Raw genomic sequence first — 22,775 nt, forward strand, 5'->3', positions numbered from 1 at the left:
TCCCCGCCTGTCAGTAAGTAACGGAGAGAATGATTGTCCATCGACATAAACTGCTCACATAGCTGTGTTGGCAGGAACGCAATGGTGATGCCTTCGTGATTAAAATACGAATTGAGCTTGATCATATCGAGGCGAATCGCTTCGTCGATGATATGGAGCTCTGCGCCGGCCATCCACGTCGGGAACATCTCCCAAATGGAGGCATCAAAGCCAAAGCCGGCATATTTGGCGGTTCGGTCTTGTTTCGTCACCTGGAAGGCATCATTGTGCCAGTAGGCGAGATTGACAAGGGACTGGTGCTCGACCATGACACCCTTCGGCTGTCCAGTCGTTCCAGATGTGTAAATCATATAGGCGAGATCCGTTGGTTTGATAGGAACCTGAATCTCGTGCGCTTCTCCTTCTACCGCCTCTTCTATTGAGAGGGTATGACCTGTGAAAGAAGGTGGTGCAGTGAGCCCTTTCTGAATCAGAAGGACCTCTGCCCTGCCATCTTCCAACATGTAGGCAATGCGCTGCGCTGGATAATCGGCATCAATTGGCACGAATGCCGCACCTGCCTTGAGCACACCGAGAACAGCGGCTGTCATCTCGAGCGATGGACGCGTGAGAATGCCGATGCGGTCTCCCGGTTTTGTGCCGCTGGAAATGAGTCTTGCGGCGACTGTATTCGCCCGGTTGTTCAGTTCTTCATACGTCCAGCTTGTGCCGCAGAAGGATGCGGCTTTTTGATGAGGTACTTCCTGTGACTTCGCCTCAATCAATGCATGAACCGTTTGATCTGTCGGGACATTTAGGATAGGGCCTGACCATTCATCAAGCAGTTTTTGCTGCTGCGCTGGTGATAATAATTGCATCTGATCTAATAATTGATCTGGTGCTGACACCATTTGTTCGATCAAGTAAAGGAAATACTCCTTCCACTTCTCAATCGACGACCGTTCAAAGATAGAAGAATTATAATCAAACACAAGCTCGATTTGATCGTCAGATTCGTTTCCAGTTAAGGTTAAGTCAAATTTCGCTATGTTCTCATTGAACGGCTGGGGAATGATATCAAGTCCATCCATCGACAGGTCACGAATATCTGCATTTTCCATCGAGAACACCACATCAAAGATTGGATGGCGGCTTGTGTCGCGAACCGTTTGCACTTGGTCCACCAATTCTTCAAATGGGTAAAGTTGATGTTCATTTGCCGCTAACACAAGCTCATGAACTGTTGACGCAAATTGAGAAAATGTCTGGTGTCCTTCTGGTTTTGTTCTGAGTGCCAGCGTATTCACAAACATGCCGATGACTGATTGAATATCAGGATGGGTTCTGCCCACCACTGGAGAACCGATCATGATGTCTTCTTGTCTCGAAAGTTTGCTTAAAAGCGTACTGTAGCAAGCAAGCAGTACTGTATACGTTGTACTGTTGAGTGATCTAACCAGCTCATCCAATTGCGATTTAAGCGCACCGTCTATAGCGAATTCGACGCGGCCCCCTTCAAACGTCTGAACCTTTGGTCTCGGAAGATCCTCAGGCAGTGCCAAAACAGGCAGTTCTCCTTGTAATTGTTCCAACCAAAACGCCGCTTCAGCCTCTTTTTTCACAAGAGATTCTTCACTGTTTGACCAAACCGCATAGTCCTTATATTGAATAGGCAATTCATCAAGTTGGTCTCCTCGATACAAGATCGATAGCTCATCAATTAAAATACCGACAGACGCACCATCTGAAATGATGTGGTGCATATCAATCAACAGATAATGAACACTCTCCGATTCAGACACAAGTCCCACTCTAAGCAGCGGCGCTTTTTCTACATCAAATGGACGGATAAAATCATTCATTAATTGATGAATGTCTCGGCCTTCCCCTTCGATGTTTTCAATGTTCACAGAAACATTCGTTTCAATTCGCTGAACAGGTTCACCCTGAACGAAGTCAAAGCTCGTACGGAATGCTTCATGACGATGAACAAGCTGGTCAATGGCTTTTTTAAATCGTTTTTCATCAAATACACCTTCAAGCTTTAAAGCAGCTGGCATATGATAGCTCTGCTCGGCATCTGTCATTTTTTGCAGAACAAACAATCTTTTCTGAGCAGATGTCACAGGATAAACAGCTGCTTCTTCCGCTTTCTCCACTCGCCTGATTTCAGTTCGATCTGTTTGATCCACCGCAAGGGCAAACGCCTCTAAAGTGGGTGATTCAAATAATGTTTTCAACGTACATTCCACATGCATCTCTTCATAGAGCCTGTTCAGCATTTTCATGCCGCGCAGTGAATGACCACCGCATTCAAAGAAATGATCACGTCTGCCGATTTTCGGAACTTCAAGAACTTCCTCCCAAATGTGTGCCAATATACGCTCTGTATCTGATTGAGGAGGGACGTATTCATTTGCCGCCTGCTCACTTACATCAGGTACCGGTAATGCCCGTCTGTCTACCTTGCCATTCCCCGTTAGTGGCAATTCGTCTAATTGCATGAAGAAAGCTGGCATCATATAAACAGGGAGTTCTCGTCCTGCTTGCTCACGTAAATCCGACAGTGGAACAGCACCTTCTGCTGTGAAATATGCACACAATGTATCATTTGATATCGCAATGACAACGGCTTCCTTCACTTGCGGATGCTGCAATAGCTGGTGTTCAATTTCGCCAAGCTCTATACGCTGACCTCGAATCTTGACTTGATGATCTATTCGCCCAATAAATTCAATATCTCCATTTGACAGCCATCGTGCGAGATCGCCCGTTTTGTACATGACTTCACCAGATCGGAAAGGATTTTCAACAAACTTTTCGCTCGTTAATTCTGGCTGGCGATAATACCCCTTGACCAGTCCGTCACCTGCGACACAAAGCTCTCCAGCTACTCCCGGCGGCTGCACATGTCCAAACTCATCGACAATATAAACAGCCGTTTGACTCACCGGCTTTCCGATCGGAATTGACAGTGCTTGTTCTTCAATGTGATTCACCGGATAATACGTTGTGAAAATCGTGCTTTCAGAAGGTCCATACATATGAATGAGTTTGTCTTCTCCAACCGTTTCAAGCGCTGCCACAACATGCGGCACAGAAGCACGTTCCCCGCCAAACAGCACTTTTCTGACGTTTTTCAGGCTGCCTTTTTTCATATCAATCAGCAAGTGAAATAGAGCGGTCGTGATCATTAAAATACTGACTTTTTCCTTCTCAATCGCGCCAGAAAGCTCATTCATATTTAAAATGTGATCCTTTGGCAAAACAATGAGTTTCGCTCCGTTCAATAAAGCGCCAAACACATCAAACATAAATGCATCAAATACATAGTTTGAAAGGCTCATCACCGTGTCTTCATGATGAATGGTAAGATAATTCGACTGCTTCACTGTTCTCAAAATGTTCCGATGCGTCACCATGTTCCCTTTAGGTTTGCCTGTCGTACCAGATGTATAGGTTAAATTCGCCAAGTCCAAAGGCGAAACACATACAACTGGATTGCTCTCTGACTGCTGATCAACGGCTTGATCTTCTGTTTCTATGATTTTCCCTTCAAACGCAGTAAGCACAGAACGATGACGCAGCACCTGATGGGTCAGGACAAACTGTGCACCACTATCTGTCAAAAAGTGCTTGATGCGCTCATCAGGGAAGTCAGGATCGATTGGCACATAGACACCGCCAGCCTTTAGCACAGCTAAAACCGACAACACCATCTCATTGGAACGTTCAAAGAATAAAGCCGCTGTCATCCCTTTTTCAAAACCATGTTCACGTAAATAATGAGCCAGCTGGTTCGCTCTGTGATTCAGCTCTTGATAAGAAAGAACCACGTCTTTATATTGCAAAGCAGGCTGATGACCGTGCTGCTCTACTTGCGATTCAAATTGCGTCACAATGGTTTCTTCCACAGGATAAGGCGTAGGTAACGGGTTCCACATCTTCAATTGAGCCTCTGCCTCTTGTTCAGACAGTAAGCGGTATGATTGAATCGCTTGCTCCGGCACTTCGACCATCTGCTCCAGAAGATAAACATAATGCTTGAGCAGCTGCTCGGCTGTACTTCGTTTAAATAACGCCGTACTATAATCGAGGACGAAGGAAAGACCATGACTTGACTCCATCGCTTGAAGTGTGAGATCAAACTTTGCAATATGGAAATTGGTTTCCTCAACTTCGACTTTCATCTCTCCAATATGCTGGGCTGTTGAATGATCTGGCGTTAGAGTAAAGACCGTATCAAATAATGGATGGCGGCTAAAATCTCTTTGCACATTTAGCTTTTCAAGCAGCCGCTCGAATGGATATTGCTGATGCTCAAACGCCCTCATCGTCTTTTCCTTTACTTGCTCAATCAACTGCGTCATTGAACCGTTCGGATCTACCTCTGAACGTAAAGCAAGTGTTTGGACAAACATGCCGATCATGTCATTCAAATCTGCATGCACCCGTCCTGCTGTCGGTGTCCCCACAACAAACTCCTTTTGACCTGTGTATTTCGCAAGCAATGTATAGTAAGCAGAAAGCAACACGGTATACAGCGTCGTATGATGATTCGCTGCAAGCTCCTGCAAACGGCCTGTTAACGTCTCATCTATGTTTCTGAGAACGCGGTCCCCAGTGAAAGACTGGACAGCCGGACGCTGATAATCAGTTAGAAGCTGCAAAGCAGGGATATCTCCTGAAAATTCTTTCAGCCAGAATGCTTCATCTATTTGATCGCCTTGCTCTGCCTGTTGTTCTTGCCAAACAGCATAATCTTGATATTGAAGCTTCAATGGCGCTTTCACTAATCCCTCATATGCGTCAGACAGCTCACGCAGCATCAAATCAATTGAAAGACCATCTGAAATCAGATGATGCATATCGAAATAGAGAAGATGCTCCTGATCATGTAAAGACTGTAGCCCAACACGCAAAAGCGGAGCCTGCTCAAGATGAAAAGGTCTGACAAATTGACGCATGTTCTCTTCCATCGTGCTGCCTGTCAGCTGTTCTATTTGAAATGGGACGGATGAAGCTACCCGCTGACGAGGGACTCCTTTGACTGTATGAAAAGAAGTTCGCAGCATATCATGACGTGCGATCAGTTTTTCAAAAGCTCCCTCCAACTTCTCTCGTTGCAGCGTTCCTCTTAATTTCACAACGGCAGGCATATGATAGGCGATGCTCTGCTCCAGCTGAGTCACCATATAAACACGCTGCTGCGCTGGTGACAGTGGATAATCGGCGGCAGTCGGTGCTTTCGGTATGACCACTTGTGAAGACTTTTCCGCTTGTTCAATATAAACAGCAAGTGCTGAAATCGTTTGCTGTTCAAATAAAACAGATAAAGGGACCTCCACTTGAAAAGCCCGCTGAACGAGTGTAAGAACTTTCATCGCTTTGAGTGAATGCCCGCCTAGGTCAAAGAATGAGTCGTACACACCTATGTTCTCTTGATGAAGAACGTCTTCCCACAAACGAACAAGCTTCGTTTCTACATCGTTTCTAGGCGCTACATAAACAGCACTGACAGCCTTGTCTCCTTTTAATACAGCAAGCGCACGCCGGTCGACTTTCCCACTCACTGTCAGTGGAAATGCCTCAAGCTGCTTGAAATAAAGCGGCATCATATAAGCTGGCAACTGATGTTTGATAGCGGCTTGCAGGGTGTCCACGGAAAGAAATTCTTGTCGTGCTTGATAGTAAGCACTTAAAGCCTTTCCACCGTCCGGTTCATCCACGACAAGGACAACAGCCTGATCGACTCCGTCTACCTGCTCCATGACCGCCTCAATTTCACCTGTTTCGATGCGGTAACCTCTTATTTTTACTTGGTCATCTATTCTTCCAAGGTAATCAATTGTGCCGTCTGGAAGCCATCTCACTACATCACCTGTGCGATACATCCGGTCTTCAGGAAAAAATGGATCTGGTCTGAATGCCTTCTCCGTCAATTCAGGCTGATTCACATAGCCCCGTCCAACTCCTATTCCCGCAATGCATAGTTCTCCCACAGCTCCCTGCACCTGTAGTTGTTCATGTTCATTTAAAATATAAATCCGGTGATGGCCCAGTGGCTTTCCAATTGACACATAGCGCTGTTCTGGTGACTTCTGCAGCTCACTGAGATCTAGACGGTGAACCGCCGCATCCACACACGTTTCTGTCGGACCATACACATTCCACAAGGCAAAATCCGGCTGGCTGACACGCACAGCTTCAATCAGCGCCTGCGCTGCTTTCGCAGGGAGTGCTTCTCCCCCAATCAGCATATGAGTCAGTGCAAGCCCATCCAAATCAGCTGCAAGTAAAAGCTGCACATGTGCTGGCGTTCCATCTGTTGCCTTAATTTGATGTTCTTTGTAATAAGCCGCTAGCTGTACACCGTTTCGTGTCGTTTCTCTTGGCACAATATGAAGCGTATGTCCAAATAAAAGAGCAGCAAAGATTTGTTTAACAGATGCATCGAAATGGAACGGTGCAAGAAGCGCCACTTGAAGCTGATTTGCCCCCTCATACACTTCGTGATGCAGGGCATGAACCAAATGATGCAGCTGAAGATGCTCGATCATCACTCCCTTCGGCTTTCCAGTTGTACCCGATGTATAAATAAGATAAGCCAAATCCTGTGATGTCGTCTGATCGATCAGCTCAGGCAGCGGACGATCTTCTAATTCCATATGCTGCTGGACAATCATTTTTTCCGCAATGGATGAATATTGCTGAACAAACGATTCTTCTGTTAAAACGATAGAAGCACCAGAATCTTCTACAATAAATTGAATGCGTTCCTCAGGTAATGCCGGATCGATCGGTACATATGCACCGCCAGCTTTTAATATCCCAAAAATGGCAACCATCGCATCTGCCGTCCGTTCCATTAAAACGGCAACTGGTACATCACGCGAGACACCTTTCATCTGTAAAAACCGTGCCAGTTTGTCCGCTTTTTGATACAGCTCTCCATAAGTGAACGTTCCATTTTCCGCTACCACAGCTGCCCGTTCTGAATACGTTTTAGCTACCTCATCAAATAAGTGGTGAACTGGTTTCGCTCCTGGTAAATCAAATGCTTCTCCCTTAGATAATTGAAGCAGTTGCTTTTGTTCATCTGCTGGCAGTAAAGAGAGAGCCCCAATCAGCTGATCTGGCTGAGAGACCGCCGCCTCCAGCAAAATGATCAATCGATCAAACAGCTTACTCATATCGTCTTCACTAAATAGGTCTGTACGGTAATCCAAATCAATGGTCAATGTATCTGTATCCCAGCGGTCCTTCACATGAATCGATATATCATTCATCCCGCTTCCACTAAAAATCGGCTCCGTAATGAACGAAAGATTCTCTTTTTTCTGCCACTGCATGACCTGATACTCTAAAGAAATATCAAACAGGCGCCCTGTAAATCCATCTCTTTCCCTTAAATCATTCATGAGCACATTGTAAGGATATTTTTGATGACGCAAGATCTTCATCTGATCCGCCATGACCTGCTTCACGAAATCAAGAAACGTGAGGGATCCTTGCACAGATGCGCGCATCGGAATGGTCGACACAAACATCCCAATCATCTTTTTTTCCTTTGCATTTGTCCGATTGCCCATAAAAGTGCCAAGGACCACATCCTCCATGCCGCTAAATCGGTGCAAGTAAATATAGACAGCGGACATAAACATAGAAAGCATACTGACTTTCTCTTCTTCACAAAAGACTCGAAGCTTCTCCTTTAAAGAATCAGGAATATCCCCTGAAAATCTCTCCGCATGTAAGCTCATCTCGTAACCTTTATGCGGTGTTAAAGAAGCGAAATCTGGAATATTGGAAAATTGCTCGTTCCAAAAAGCTTGGTCTTTCTGAAAACGTTTAGAAGATTCATACGTTTGCTCACTCATGATGTGATCAACGAAGGAAATGTCTTCAATTGGGGAGATGTCTGTCCCCTGCAGCATGTCATGGTATAGATCAATGATTCGATTTCCCATCAAGATAATTGAAATACCATCAGCCACAATATGATGTGCTTTACAGAACAGCCAGCACTCTTGATCACTGATTTGAAAGACCGTAAATTCAATTAAGGAACGATCAATCAGTTCCATCGGCTCACGAATCTCCTCGTTCGCCCACGCTCTGACTTCCTTTTCACTCCAGCCTTTCACCAAACGAATCGGCTGTTTTTCATATGGCTTGATATATTGAACGGGCTCCTCCTGCTCATGTCGATACACCAGCCTTAAACGAAGAGAATCAGTTTCACGAATGTACGCTTGAAGCACATCCACGATCAAAGAAGGATTTAGACCTGATACCGATCTTAACTTGGCAAACCCACCCAAATTAGAAATACTTGTGCCTGGATAAAATCTTTCCGTGTAGAATACTCGCTTTTGCGCATGTGTTAAGGGGTAATAAACTGTACTCATTCTCATCCTCCGCTCTTCTATGTTTTCTCCACCAACTGTGATACCCTGCACCCTCTATATCAAAAGAACCAAGTCTATTTCATTAAAATAGACGGAATAACAAAAAAGGAGCCCACCCCGAATAAAACGGAGGGACTCCCATTTTGATTCGGTAACCTGCCGACCATAGTAAAAAAGCAACTTTTACCTTAGGACATGGCTTTGCGTCTCTATGTTTCCATAGATTTGCCTTTTTCTTCTTTTCTTTTAGATATTTTCTATTTACGTCCACTTTATATGAAATTATTGTTTTTTTCACCGAAAAATGGGTGTAAAGATTCATGCGTTATGCCGAAGGGATCACATCATAATTTACGATATTTACCGAAAATAACTAATAATAGTTGCGTTCCACCGAAAATAAATGACCAATTACCGCAAAAATTTCATGTTTTTCCTTAAATTTTTCAAATATGACCGAAAATGTAGGAGAGAGGTCTCCTATCACGCCTCGCATTTTCTTAAACCTTAAGAACTATATTCCATAAAACTTTGAATATTTTTACCATAAAAAACAATACAAAAAGAGCTGTCATTTCAAATGACAGCTCCTTGTTTCTTCATTATATTTACATCACCTTAGACAGACCAATCGTTTTCTCAATAATGAGCAACGCAATGATAGAAATGATAATAAATATGACAGATATCGCATTGACACTCGGATCAAAAGTTTGCTCAATGTAATTAAACGTCCTCACGGGAATCGTAATGGTTTGAGGTGAAGAAACGAACAAACTAATCGAGATTTCACCAAATGATGTCACAGCAGAAAACACCCCACCTGCGATAATACCAGGCTTGATCAAGGGCAGTGTCACACGAAAGAAAGTACGTATGGGCCCTGCACCAAGATTCATGGAAGCTAGCTCAAGACGTGGATCAAGATTTGAAACACTGACACCCACGGTTCGTACCACATAAGGAAAACCAATGATGACATGCCCAATGACTAATGCCCACAAAGACCCTGTAAAGCCCATAGCTGTAAACAAATACAGCATCGCAATCCCTAATACCACTTGAGGAATCATAAGAGGTGACAAAATAAAGGCTTGAACAGCTTCCTTTCCCTTAAAGGAAAGCCTTGCTAAAGCATAAGAAGCCATCGTTCCTAAAAGAACAGTAAGCGGCGTCACAATCAATAACAGAATCACGCTGATACGCAAAGATTCCATCCATTCTGGATTCGACACGACCTCATGAAACCAGCGAACGGAAAACGAAGTCGGCGGGAATTCAGGAAAAGCATTCGGACTAAAAGCAGAAAGAACAATGACAAGAACAGGTACGGTTAAAAAGAGATAAACGAGTGAGCCTGCGGTCCATATCAGAACCGAAAGCAAACGGTCACCTATTGATTTTTTACGCATGCATCCTCGCCTCCCAACGCTTCAATAAATAGCTTAATAGACTGACGACCGCTAGCACACAAATCAATAAAGTAAAGGACATCGCAGCGGCAAGAGGCAAGTTATACACCTGCATGACCTGCTGATAAATGGACAGTGGCAAGAGCGGTTGCATCCGTCCGCCGACTAGCAAAGGAGTAATATAGCTTCCTGCTGCAAGTGAGAAGACAATAATTGCTCCGGTGATCATGCCTGGAATCGTAAGCGGCAAGGTCACATGAAAAAATGTCCGAATACGACCAGCACCAAGACTCATAGAAGCCGGTCTTAAGTGACGGTCCATATCAGTTAAGCTAGTTGCAATAGGCAGCACTGCAAAAGGCAGCATCACTTGAACATAAGCAATAATGACCGCATTCATATTCCACAGCATCGATAGCGGTTTCTCAATCAGATGTAAATCGATCAGCATGCCATTGATCAAGCCATTTTGCGAAAGAAGCACGATCCATGCAAATGTCCGAATGACGACACTCGTCAAAAGCGGCGATACAAGTAAGATATAGAAAAAAGCCCGCAATCTTGGGTGAGGTGCTTTCACTAGCACATAAGCTGCTGGATATGCCATCAATAAACAAATCACCGTTGTCTGTAAGGCCACCCACACAGTACTTCCAATTGCTTTCACATATGCATCTGTCGTAAATACATGTAAATATTGAGACAAACTATAGGATTGTAACGTATTCATCATCGAATCCACATCACGAAAACTGAGGACAAACATCATCACAAGCGGAGCAAGAAGGAATACAACTAGAAACAAACAAGCTGGCAGCAGCATAAACCAATGAAATCGCTGATTCTTTTTTTTGATTCGCATCACACATGCACCTTCGAATCTAAGAACACAATATCTTCAGGCTGCCAATGAATATGCACAGTTTCTCCAACTTGAGGCAGCTCGGGAAACGCTGCGTCTGATGCATGGACAATGATTTCACCTTGATTAAGCCCAACGACCAAACGTAAAGAGTGCCCAATATAACTGACATCTGCCAACACGCCTGTGACATGATTTGGCTGAACTTCCTCCCCGACAGAAGATAACTTGATTCTCTCAGGACGCAGCATGAGTAAATGCTTCTCGCTCTTCTCTTTAAATGCGGCAACTTTTAGCTGAACTTGCTTCCCGTTTGATTGAATGAAATGTGGAACAGTGTATGTGGAAGTAACTTCATCATATTCCGCTTCAAATAGATTGACCTGTCCGATAAATTCAGCAACAAAACGATTATTTGGCTGACGATATACTTCTAAAGGTGTCCCAATCTGCTGAATTTTCCCCTCACCTAATATCCCAATTCGGTCGGAAAGACTTAAGGCTTCCTCCTGATCATGCGTCACAAGAATAGTCGTAATCCCGACATTCCGTTGAATATTTCGCAGCTCCGTCTGCATATTTTTTCTTAGCTTTGCATCTAGGTTACTGAGTGGTTCATCCAGAAGAAGAACGGCAGGCTGGATGGCAAGTGCCCGTGCAATGGCGACCCGTTGCTGCTGACCTCCACTTAATTGGTGCGGCATACGTTTGGCAAATGACTCTAATTGAACAAGAGACAAACTCTCCATCACCTTTTGCTTGATTTCCGCCTTCTTTTTCTTTTGAACCTTCAACCCATATGCAACATTATCAAATACGGTGAGATGTGGGAAAAGTGCATAGCTTTGAAAGACCATCCCCGTTTTTCTTTGATAAGGAGGTAAAGTCGTCACATCCTGATCACCAATATAGACGACTCCTTTTGTCGGTTCTAAAAAACCACCAATGATATTGAGTAAAGTTGATTTTCCGCAGCCACTAGGGCCAAGAAGGGAGAAAAACTCTCCCTCTTTTACCGTAAGACTGACATCATCAAGAGCAATCTGCTCGCCAAAATGCTGGCTGATATGTTCTAAATTGATTCCACTCATGCGATCACCTATTTTCCTCCGCCTAATACTTCATTCCATCGATTTGTCCATTGACCGAGCTCTGAAGTCGCTGTTTCGTAATCTACCCAAGTCAGCTTGCTATAATAATTTTCGCCAACCTTCACTTTTCCCTTAATTTTGTCTCCGTATTTCACATCAGAATTCGACATGCCATAGTAAGATTTTTCTGAGAAGGCTTCTTGAGCTTCTTTCCCGCTAAGGTAGTTTAATAGCTTATAAGCCGCTTCCTCATGCTGACTTCCCTTTGTTAGCGCCCAGCTAGCAACCGCTGCCACAGCGCCTTCTTTCGGATATGAGAATCCAATATCCATCCCTTCTTCTTCAAGTGCAAATGCTCGGCCATCCCAATATGGAACTGCCGTCACGTCACCACGTTCTAACAGCGTTTGAATAGACCCTGGGTTATCAGGAAAAGCAGCTACACGCCCTTTTAATTGTGCGAGGCTTTTAAATGCTTTATCAATATCCTTAGGATTTGATTCTGTCCCTCCTTGAGCATGGACAAGTGCAGAGAAAAATTGTAAACCCGCTGAATAAGTTGGGGAAGAAATCGCCACTTTCCCTTTCAGCTGATCGCTCCATAAATCTGTCCAGCTGTTTGGCTCCTGTTTGACAAGATCTTTTCTATAAGCAATTCCAAGCTGTCCCATACTAAAGCCTGCTGCATATTGTTTTCCATCAACAGTGAGTTTCTTTTGAACAGAACGATAAAGCTTTTTCACATTTGGTGCTTGATCTTCATCAATAGGCGCAAGAACGTTTGCCGCAATACCTCTTTGAATCGTATCAGGCTGTAAAATAAGCAAATCATACGGTGGATTTTTACCATTAGATGCTTTTAATTTTGTAAACCATTCAGAATCTGCCCCAGAGACCGTTTGTACTTTAATGCCTGTATCCTTTTCAAACTTTTCGAGGATTGGCTTAATATTCTTTTCCCAATCCCCTCCGTAGACACCAACGATCACAGTCTGCTGCTTTTTACTTTGGTCCTGCCCATTTCCACCGCATGCAGACAGCAGTAACATGACGGATAGGACACCTGCAAATATGGCGATTACTCTTCTTTTCATGATTCATTTCCCCCTTTTTGTTGATTCAACTGACGAAGTGCTTGAATAATATCCATCTTTGTTAATGGTTCCTGTCTATGACTAAAATGAGAATGAACCGCATGTTTATAGTGCGTACGCTCATTTGCTGGGTACGAACGAAGCTGCACAGCAAGCTCACTGCTGGCTTCGTCCGTCCACACTTTCTCATAAGCTGCTCTTTGTTTTCCAAAATCCCAAGCGACAGCATCAGCATCATTCATCTTTTCACGAAGCCTGCTCGTCTGTTCGTCATCAATTTTCCATTCATTATGATCTCGATAGACTTTGACGCCATATTGCTGAAGTGCTCTTTCTTCACTTAATAGCCCTGCTTCCACTTCATGAAGGACTTTTTCTTTCGTTCTAGAAAATGGATTCCCCCATCCTCCTCCACTTGGTGAAACCAATTGAACAATATCGCCTTTTTCAAGACGCATGACATCAATTTTCGGCTGGTTTTGTGTCTCCCCATTTGGTTTGGTCAATTTCACCTCACCAATTGCTCCTGCACGTCCGCCCATTAACCCCCAAGGTTGAAACTTCATTCGTTCCATTCCTCGTGCCGTCACCATCGATTCTGGCTTGATCATTTCAAATTCTAAACCAATTGCATGTCCCCCTCTATGTTCCCCTGCTCCACCTGTGTTTGGCAGCAGTTCATATCGGTGTACATGAATATCAATATGCTGTTCCAAGCTCTCAATGGGTGTATTTTTTAAAAATCCTGACGAATGATCAATTCCATCTACTCCATCAGTCCCTTTTTGAGCACCGCCGCCTCCGCCTAACGGTTCGACCACAGACATTTTTCTGCCTCCTGTTTGATCATCAGGAACAGAGAGAACGACGATAGCGGATTGCCCTGCACCTGCCGCCGGCACTGCTTCAGGCAACAGCTTACCAATAGCACCTAGCACGACATTATACAATCTCATTGTAATGGAATGCCGAATACCGACAGAAGCCGGATATTCTGGATGGACAAGCGTTCCTTTAGGTGAAATCACGTCTATCGGATACGTAATCCCACCATTAATCGGAATAAAAGGATCTTTACTAATAATGTAATTGATCAATCCTTGATATAAGAAGGAGTGCTTTTGACCATTGGTGACAAGATTAAAAGCTGTCTTAACTTGCGGGTCACACTCAGAGAAGTCCAGTGTCAGCTGTTTCCCTTTGACCGTCAGCTTGATCTTTAATCGGATCGGCACGTCCGAAATCATATCATCATCCAAGTAATCAGCGAATTCACTCGTTCCATCAGGGATGGCTTCAATGACTTTTCCTGCGCGATCCTCTGCTTGCTTCAGCAGATCAATCATTCCTTGCTTCACTTCGTTTTTTCCAAATTTCTCGATCATTTCTTTTAATCTGATTTCTGCTGTATTAACAGCGGCAATCATCGCATTAATATCGCCATCATTTAAATGACTCGCCCGGCTATTAGCTCTTAAAAAGGTACGAACAACCTGATTCTCTTTTCCACCTTCATAGATTTTCACTGGTGGAATTCTTAATCCTTCCTGATGAACATCTGTTGCAGTTGGAGAAATGCTTGAAGGGACAAGACCTCCCACATCACTTACATGAACAAAAGACCAGGCATAACTGACAATTTCATCTTCTATAAAAATAGGTTTGATGATATGAACATCTGGCAAATGAGTCGCTAAACCGTCTGTCGTATAAGGATCATTTGTGATGATAATGTCACCCGGCTGCATCGGTCCGCTTTCTTCAATCGCTTTTTTGAGACTCAGCCCTAAAAAGATCGTGACACCGACTGTTTTTGGGTAAACAAAGAAATCTCCAGAAGGCGTGGCTAATGCTGTGGCAAAATCCGCCGATTCTTTTACGAATGTTGTAAAGGATGTCCGCTCAATGACATGTCCCATGCCTGATGCAATCGCATTAAAATAACTCCTCATCATCTCAAGCTTTGCTGGATCAGTTCCCATGTAAAGCCGCCTCCCTTGAAATCACCAAGTTTCCTGAATGGTCTATGCTGCCTGCCCAGTTTGGCAAAATCAATGTTGTCGTATCATCTTGCTCAATGATGGCAGGTCCTTTCACAACAGCACCTAATGACAAAGTACTCCGATTGTAAACAGATGCTTCGTACTCTTTTTCTTCTATAAAGATTCGTCTGTATGATTGTGGTATTAAAGGCTGTCCGCTGCTTTCATCACCAAGAGAGAAAGGCAGTGGAGGCGTTTCACCTATAACCCGAACTCGCAAATGAGTAAATTCAATGTTCGCCTGATCATCTCTATGGCCATATTGACGCTCATGCAGGTTGTGGAAAGCTTCAATCAGGTGATAGACGTCTTGTTCCTGCTTTAGCCAATCCACCGATAATGGCAATTCAATCTCAAATGCCTGTCCTTGATAGCGGGCATCTGCTAATAACAAAATGGACGTTTGTTTGATATGTTGAATGTTTTGCTGGCTGAACCAATCCGTTGCTTTGCGAGAAAGCATTTCATAATCTTGTTTTAATTCGTCCATCGTATAGTCTTGTAAACAGATTTTCTTAGACAACACAGCATCATGGATAAAATCGGCTGTAAGTGCACCTAGCGCACATAATGTTCCTGGACTTGGAGGGACGACCACATTTTTTGCATGAATTTCTCTCGCAAGGAAATTCGCAACAACAGGCCCTGCCCCGCCAAATGCCAACAAACTAAAATCTCTAGGATCAAACCCTTGCTGCTCCATGACATTGCTTAGTTCTGTGTACATATTGGCAACAGCCACTTGAATCAACTGGTCAGCCGCCTGTTCGACCGTTCTATGAAGCTGATCAGCAATTGGCTGAAAGGCTATTCCCGCTGCAGACCGCTGCAATTGTAAATGTCCTCCGGCAAACCGTTCTTGATTGAGGTAACCGCATATGAGAAATGCATCGGTTAAAGCAGCTTTTTTTCCCTTTCCATACGAAGCAGGACCAGGCTGCGAGCCAACTGATTCCGGTCCTGCTTTAAGAAGCCCGCCTTGATCAAGCCATGCGACAGAACCTCCGCCAGCCCCTATCGAATACATTGCAACAGATGGAAGAATGATCGGAAATCCTGAAAGCTGATTCGATTGAGCCATTGTAGGCTGCCCATTTTGAATGATCGAGATATCTGCACTTGTGCCACCAACATCAAACGTAATTAAATTGGGTTCATTTGCAGATATTGCAATTCTTGCTGCACCAATTACACCAGCTGCCGGGCCAGAAAAAAGAGTTTTAACGGGTGAAGTAGCTGCACTTTCTGCATCCATTAAACCACCATTTGATTGGGTAATGTATGGAGAAATTGGTACACCTTCTTCTTTCAAGCGGTTTTTCAACGTTTGTAAATATTGTTTCACCTTTGGTTGAATGTACAAATTGACAACAGACATCACTGTCCGCTCATATTCTCTCATTTGTGGCCATAATTCTGATGATGTCAGGACTTCTAACTGTGGGTAATGATGATGAATATAGGCTTTTGCCTGTAATTCATGAACTGGATTTTGATAGCTATGTAAAAAAGAAATGACAATGCCTGCTAGTTTTTTAGAGATGACCTGCTGGACAGCATCATCTAATTGCTGCAGTTGGAGAGGTTTTTTGATCGAACCATCGTGTATGAGCCTTTCAGAGATTGGATATACATGTTTTCGTGGTATCAATGGTTCTGGCAATTGAGAATTGAAGTCATAAGGAATGGGTAGACGTAAACGCTGTAATGACAAAATGTCTTGAAAACCTTCCGTTACAAAAAGGGCTAAATCTGCTCCCTTTCTCTGCAATAATGTATTAAGACCGATTGTCATGCCGTGTACGAGATATTGGATTTTGGATAAATCGACACCTCTTTCTTTTAGAAGTTTCAGCCCATTGATTATTCCTTGAGCTGGGTCATCTGTCACTGTAGGTGTCTTGAGTTCAGTTAGCTCCCCTGTTGCTTCATTCATCAGCGATAAATCAGTAAATGTTCCACCTATGTCTATTCCGAGCCGATAAGAGACATCCGCCATTTGTACTTCCCTCCTGCAATGTAAATGGAATCATATTTTGATAAATTACGACATTTTTTGATATTTGACTCCATATTATTAAAGCATATCGGTCTAGTCAATTTTATTTTTTTGAAATTTCTGTGTGTTAAAATCTTGAAATTAGCCTAAAAACCTGTGATAAAGCCATTTTACATAAGCAGAATTGTAATATGAGCAGCAAAATTAAAATTTTTGTGATTTTTGTTCAAATAGGAAAAGAGCATAAACAGGTAAAAAACGTTTTTCGAACTTTAAAAGACGTTTTTTCAAAACGAGGAGAAATTGGTAAGTAATTCTGCTATACTTCTGTTTACAAAATACGCTAAAGAGAAAGAGAGCTAGCATCTATGAAACTTCTTAAAACCATTCTCTTGCTTTTATTGATTGTCATTGGTATAGCGACAGGCTATGTCCAACTAGGGCAACATAAACAAGAGACGACAAACTCTTCTTATGACAAAACCATTCACTTTCCATCAGATCGATATCCAGAAACCGCGAAGCACATAGAAGAAGCTATTGACGAAGGTCATTCTTCCATTTGCACCATTGATCGAAAAAATAGTGATGAGCAAAGAGACAAATCACTTCATGGCATTCCAACAAAGCGTGGTTATGATCGTGATGAATGGCCAATGGCGATGTGTAAAGAAGGTGGAGCAGGGGCTTCTGTCAAATATGTACGTCCTTCGGATAATAGGGGGGCAGGCTCTTGGGTAAGTCATCAATTATCAGATGATCCTGATGGCACAAGAATCCAATTTATTATCGAGTAGCACGATCTTTCCTTTTTTCATAACAAAAATTTCTGTGTAAGTGCATTCACGTATATCAAACATTTTTTTCATGCCGATAATCTTTAAGGAGGGATACCCTACCTTATACCTAAAGGAGTAAAAAGCATGAAGAAAAAAGGAAAACTGAGGCTTGGCGCCAAAATAATGCTGATCTTTTTAAGTGTCCTCATCGTATTTTCAGCAGTGGTTGGTTATGTAGTGAACCGCGAAATGACAGAGAACATTAAGCAAATGGCCACCGAAAAAGCAAAAGGCGATCTAAAGCTAGGATACGCTTATCTAACTGAAAAGGTTGCTGGCTCGTGGCAGATAAAAGATGGCAAGCTTTACAAAGGAAATACTCAAATCAATAACCATGACACATTGGTTGATCAATTAGCCGAATATACTGGTGATACAATCACGATCTTCCAAGGAAATACCCGTGTTGCCACAAATGTCATGTTAAACGGGAAACGAGCTGTAGGAACCGAAGTCTCACCTGAAGTAAAGGCCGCTGTTTTGGATAAAGGCGAGAATTATTACGGAACAGCCAATGTTGCCGGGAAAGACTACCAAACGGCTTATATGCCCATCAAAAATGATACAGGGGAAACGATTGGTATTTTCTATACCGGTGCAAATCAAAGCATGATTTCACAAATGCTTCAGTCTTTCTTTATTCAATTTGTCACGGTCCTACTGTTAAGTTTAATTGTTTCTGTTATCATTATTTCTATTTTCACAAAGCGGATTCAGACACGTCTCAAACATATGGCATCTGCTATTAAGAGTGCGGGCGAAGGAAATTTAACCATCAACGTGACAGATCACACAGGCGATGAACTTTCTGAGCTGGCAGGTCACTTTAATAAGATGCGTGAGAAATTAAATCAAACCATCTTAAATGTGATCAAAACATCTGAATTAGTAGCCACCTCTTCTGAGGAGCTGTCAGCTAGCGCAGAAGAAACGAGTGCAGCATCAGAAAAAATTACCCATACCATTCAAGAAGTCGCTCAATCGTCTGAACAGCAATCAGCCCAAATGACAGCTAGTGAGCACACGATGAGACAAGTATCTAACGAGCTGGTAAACATCACTGAAAATGCAGGACAAATGGCAACAAGAAGTCAGTCCGCACAAGAAATGGCCCAAAAAGGTGTACAAAATATCGGTGAAGTTAATTCACAAATGACATCTATTGCAAAATCAATTGAAGAGAATGGTACAGCAATTCAAGCGCTAGAAACACGTTCAGCCGAGATTGATCAGATTTCCAAAGTGATTACAGATATCGCTAACCAAACAAATCTACTTGCTCTTAATGCGGCCATTGAGGCAGCACGCGCAGGTGAACACGGAAAAGGTTTTGCCGTTGTGGCAGACGAAGTGAGGAAGCTCGCAGAAGAATCGCAAACATCATCCAACATGATTTCACATCTCATTTCCGAAATACAAAAAGAGATGAATCATTCGACGAGTGCCATTAAACGAGTACGAGAGGAAGCGACTCAAGGGGCTGTTCTTATTTCTCATACAGAGGAATCATTTATTGACATTCAGCAGTCAATGAAGGAAATGGCAGATGGCATTCAACATTTATCAGATGCATCCCAAAAAATCGCAGCTTATACAAATGATGCGAAGCAAACCTTTGCCTCTATCACAGAAGGCGTTAAACTGACGAGTGAACATTCACAACAAGTAGCAGGTTTAACAGAAGAACAATTCGCAGCAATGGAAGAAGTAACAGCTTCATCAGAGGCTCTCGCCCATTTAGCAGGAGACCTAAAAGAAATGGTTTCGCAATTTCACATCTAGATCCCTCATACAGTAGCGCAAGACGGCGACAATCGTCTTGCTGCCTAACATTCTCTTCAATTATCTTACTTTCAAACATTCACTTTTCAACATGATTCCAAGCTGGACAAATTTTATGAATAAAGGAGTTATCTATTATGAATGATTTAAATCAAACGTATCCCCTATCTATCTCCTATCACCAAATCACCGTATACACTGGAAGCACGACGCCACCTGTGATTGATTGGACAGATGACGATATTCTTCAAGGATTCGCAACTGGGGATCGAGGTATTTCTTTTGAAGGCATCAATAACGGAAAAGCTTCTATTATCGTGACATTAAACAGCCATGAGCCTCCATCATCCGTTAATAGAGTCATCACAGTGCCATTTACTCATTCAAGTGATCATGTTTATCTGACAAGCGTCATGGCACAGGTACTGTCTTTCTCCATTCCAAAAGGAGACTATCAGCTCACCTGCTATATATCTGAGCACCCTGATCAAGATCTCTATTATTTTGATTTTCAGACTGCTTAGATCACGCCTGGTCGTACTGCTCAAGCCATTTTTCTGCAAAATCGACTGATTCTCTCATCGGCAATAAATACGAATTGGCTAGCCCGATTTGACTGTGGTTATAACGACATTCTGATTGTAAAAAATCACGACCAATCTGTTCAAATAGTTCTTCTCTTGTGATGATATCTTGATACTCTTTCCACACCCTCCAACCATTCTCTAAAATGGGGGCCCCTCGTGTCATGAGGTCTTGCTGTGAGATTCGATATTCAGCTAAGTGAAAAGCTGTAACACTCTCGAATGATGTGCCAATTAGCAGCACTTTTGCATCAAGATCGTACATACGTCCAAGAGGTGAATTTTCTCCTAAACCATAAGGAAGCGCATGGTGGTTCAACACTTCATGTTTCCTTTTCCCCCAGGCGGTGAATGAGAAATGAGGATGATTGCTTCTTTCTACGCCTGGGTATTTCCAAAAGGTCTCCGCTACCTTTCCCATTGCTGTTGGAGCTGTGTAAGCCGGATCAAATGCAGGCATCGTGTCTTTGATCGGTTTCCACCAAGAATAAGGAACAGGCGGATTGATCCAATCAGCAGGATCAGACAGCTCTAATGTTTGTGCCGGCATAATCAGTGTTCCTTCATCTGTTAAAATATCCATCATAGCTTGGATAACTGCTATGGCCCCTCCATTCACCCAGCCAATAGATGACAAGGATGAGTGGACACATAAGGTCATGCCCTGCCTCACACCGAGTTGAACCAAATCCGCTTTGATTCTTTCCTTTGTGATCGGCTCAACCTGATGTTCGATTAATTTTTTCATCGTTTATTTCCTCCTGCGCCTCATCTATTCTTGATGAGTGAGACGTTTCACAGCGATAGACAATTTATAATTTGCATGCTTTGTTAGCTCCGTTAAAAATTGATCAAGCTCATCATGACTGGAGAAATGTCCTTCAGCCATATAACAGCCATCTCCACTAATTTTAAACAGGTTTTTGATTTCTTCCTTTTGATGGAGAAACGATAAAAGCGGTTCATGATCATGACTTCGGGTAAAGAGCTGCAAAAATGTTTGGATGTTCTGCTGTGTCCGCCAGTTAATTGAAATGGTATAGGCTTCAATAATCCCCTCTTCTTCAAGCTTTAAAACTCTATTTTTAGCAGCTTGACCGGTTAAATGGACTTTTTCACCAAGTGCTTTCATCGTCAATCGGCTATTCTTTGAGAGTTCTTTTAATATATCCATATCTGTTTTGTCTAGCATTGGCTCACCTCTTTCAAAAATCAAGTCGTTCCGCTGAAAGACTTTCATGATCCTCTGTCACATGAGGCTCTTTTAATATACTGTAAACTTAATGAGAAAAAAAGGAGGCCTTTCTAATGAAAATAACACTCATTCGTAATGCTACTTTATACCTTCAATATGGTCCGTCAACATTTTTAATCGATCCCTTTTTAGCAGCAAAAGGAACCTATCCACCGTTCCCGCATACTGCCAATCAACATGCAAACAATCCAATTGTTGAGCTGCCTGCAAACATTGATTTGGACAAGATATTACAGCCGGATGCTGTCCTGCTCACTCATTTACATGTAGATCACTTTGACGACGAGGCAAAAAAGAGATTAGCTCAAACTTTGCCGATCTATACTCAATCAGAGAAAGATCGCACGGAAGTAAAAGAAGCTGGATTTCAGCATGTTACATGCATTGAAGATGAAATGGATGTTTGCGGTGTTCATATCAAACGAACTGGCGGGCAGCACGGGACAGGAGAAACCGCTAAACGGATGGGACAAGTGAGCGGTTTTGTTTTCTCTCATCCTGATGAGCCTACTCTTTATATTGCAGGAGATACCATTTGGTGTGATGAGCCGAAAGAGGTTGTGAATACATGTCAGCCAGATATTATTGTGGTCAATAGTGGGGCTGCCCAATTTTTAGAGGGAGATCCAATTACGATGACAAAGGAAGAGATTGTAGACATTCACCATACTCAACCACAAGCTCAAATCATCGCCTGTCACCTTGAAGCCGTGAATCATTGTTTATTAACAAGAGCCGCATTAAAATCTTACATTCAAGAGAATCATGCAGATCAGGCCATTTTTGTCCCTCAAGATGGTGAGACGCTGACCTTTTAACACATAAACAATAAAAACCGGCACCTTGCTGCCGGTTTTCTTAAACTTATGGTCGATGGTGCTGTGGTTTTTTTAGTAATGGAACAAACCCGTTATTTTTTAAGTGATTGTAATGTTCATCCATTCGTTTTGTGATGTGCGTGCCTTGTTCCTTCGTTAACACACCATACTGAACGTATTTTTCGATCACTTCTTTTCGTTTAGACAAAATTTGCTGTTCAAGTACTTCAATTTGTTTTTGTTGCTCTGTCGTTAATTTTACTTGATGCGTGACGGGGCGCTTTTCCATTTGGGGTGTTTCTCCATGAGCCGTATTCACTTGAAAACCAAATAATATCACCATCGTTAGTATGATCAAACCACTTGTTTTTTTCATCTCTGTCGTTCCCTCCTTTATTCGATTTTAATTTGCGCATCCTTTCCTTTTTTATACATTATTCACACCGTCAAATTGCACATAATATTCTTACTTTTTCGCTTTTCATCTGAAAACGTTGTCCTAACTGAAAAAGCGTGCTATGTTTTGTTTTGTATAAAAAATAGAGGAGGATTCTTAAATGAGTCGTTTTTATCATAGAAAACCTATATGGATGTTGCTTGTTGTGTC

General features: G+C 42.8%; 14 protein-coding genes and 1 riboswitch. Of the genes, 4 read left to right on the top strand and 10 right to left on the bottom strand.

Annotated elements, in window-relative coordinates:
- The 7 genes from KVT11_RS16495 to KVT11_RS16525 form a co-directional block, all read right to left on the bottom strand.
- A partial coding sequence (locus KVT11_RS16495) for a non-ribosomal peptide synthetase (RefSeq protein WP_217609081.1) occupies positions 1-8,396 on the bottom strand: 8,396 nt, incomplete at its 3' end.
- Between the two features lie 141 nt (positions 8,397-8,537).
- Positions 8,538-8,630, bottom strand: a riboswitch (cyclic di-GMP riboswitch).
- A 368-nt stretch (positions 8,631-8,998) separates the two neighbouring features.
- Entirely contained in the window at positions 8,999-9,802 is an 804-nt protein-coding gene (locus KVT11_RS16500) for an ABC transporter permease (protein ID WP_007498221.1), read from the bottom strand.
- Positions 9,795-10,664 carry an ABC transporter permease gene (locus KVT11_RS16505; RefSeq protein ID WP_008347830.1) on the bottom strand — a complete coding sequence of 290 codons (870 nt, stop codon included), beginning with the start codon at positions 10,662-10,664 and terminating at the stop codon, positions 9,795-9,797. Before KVT11_RS16505 ends, KVT11_RS16500 begins: the two co-directional genes overlap by 8 nt.
- Complete coding sequence (locus KVT11_RS16510; RefSeq protein WP_138825048.1) at positions 10,664-11,755, bottom strand: ABC transporter ATP-binding protein; 1,092 nt, start codon at positions 11,753-11,755, stop codon at positions 10,664-10,666. The genes KVT11_RS16505 and KVT11_RS16510 overlap by 1 nt, the downstream gene beginning before the upstream one ends.
- A gap of 8 nt (positions 11,756-11,763) precedes the next feature.
- Complete coding sequence (locus tag KVT11_RS16515; protein ID WP_007498227.1) at positions 11,764-12,849, bottom strand: ABC transporter substrate-binding protein; 1,086 nt, start codon at positions 12,847-12,849, stop codon at positions 11,764-11,766.
- Positions 12,846-14,831, bottom strand: coding sequence for a hydantoinase B/oxoprolinase family protein (locus KVT11_RS16520; protein ID WP_050826930.1), 1,986 nt, complete (start codon positions 14,829-14,831; stop codon positions 12,846-12,848). The genes KVT11_RS16515 and KVT11_RS16520 overlap by 4 nt, the downstream gene beginning before the upstream one ends.
- Entirely contained in the window at positions 14,821-16,890 is a 2,070-nt protein-coding gene (locus tag KVT11_RS16525; RefSeq protein ID WP_206114180.1) for a hydantoinase/oxoprolinase family protein, read from the bottom strand. The genes KVT11_RS16520 and KVT11_RS16525 overlap by 11 nt, the downstream gene beginning before the upstream one ends.
- A 368-nt stretch (positions 16,891-17,258) precedes the next feature.
- Here KVT11_RS16525 and KVT11_RS16530 point away from each other — a divergent pair, with 368 nt between their 5' ends.
- From KVT11_RS16530 to comJ, 3 genes are all read left to right on the top strand, one after another.
- Positions 17,259-17,687 (top strand): NucA/NucB deoxyribonuclease domain-containing protein, encoded by a 429-nt coding sequence (locus KVT11_RS16530; protein WP_007498233.1) that lies wholly within the window; start codon positions 17,259-17,261, stop codon positions 17,685-17,687.
- Between the two features lie 126 nt (positions 17,688-17,813).
- The gene (locus KVT11_RS16535) at positions 17,814-19,511 is read left to right on the top strand and encodes a methyl-accepting chemotaxis protein (RefSeq protein ID WP_210552299.1); all 1,698 of its coding nucleotides are present in this window, start codon (positions 17,814-17,816) and stop codon (positions 19,509-19,511) included.
- Between the two features lie 137 nt (positions 19,512-19,648).
- Entirely contained in the window at positions 19,649-20,035 is a 387-nt protein-coding gene (gene comJ, locus KVT11_RS16540) for a competence protein ComJ (RefSeq protein WP_017366590.1), read from the top strand.
- Between the two features lies 1 nt (position 20,036).
- Here comJ and KVT11_RS16545 read toward each other — a convergent pair whose 3' ends face one another.
- Both KVT11_RS16545 and KVT11_RS16550 read right to left on the bottom strand, forming a co-directional pair.
- On the bottom strand, positions 20,037-20,843 hold the full coding sequence (locus KVT11_RS16545) for an AAC(3) family N-acetyltransferase (RefSeq protein WP_210552298.1): 807 nt from the start codon (positions 20,841-20,843) through the stop codon (positions 20,037-20,039).
- A gap of 24 nt (positions 20,844-20,867) precedes the next feature.
- Complete coding sequence (locus KVT11_RS16550) at positions 20,868-21,287, bottom strand: Lrp/AsnC family transcriptional regulator (RefSeq protein WP_210552297.1); 420 nt, start codon at positions 21,285-21,287, stop codon at positions 20,868-20,870.
- A 116-nt stretch (positions 21,288-21,403) separates the two neighbouring features.
- Here KVT11_RS16550 and KVT11_RS16555 point away from each other — a divergent pair, with 116 nt between their 5' ends.
- Complete coding sequence (locus KVT11_RS16555) at positions 21,404-22,168, top strand: MBL fold metallo-hydrolase (protein WP_017366587.1); 765 nt, start codon at positions 21,404-21,406, stop codon at positions 22,166-22,168.
- A gap of 46 nt (positions 22,169-22,214) precedes the next feature.
- Here the strand turns inward: KVT11_RS16555 and KVT11_RS16560 are convergent, their stop codons facing one another.
- Complete coding sequence (locus KVT11_RS16560) at positions 22,215-22,544, bottom strand: YckD family protein (RefSeq protein ID WP_007498247.1); 330 nt, start codon at positions 22,542-22,544, stop codon at positions 22,215-22,217.
- Positions 22,545-22,775 lie beyond the last annotated feature (231 nt).

Source organism: Bacillus sp. GbtcB10 (genome assembly GCF_019091365.1).
GTDB classification, from domain to species: domain Bacteria; phylum Bacillota; class Bacilli; order Bacillales; family Bacillaceae; genus Bacillus; species Bacillus altitudinis.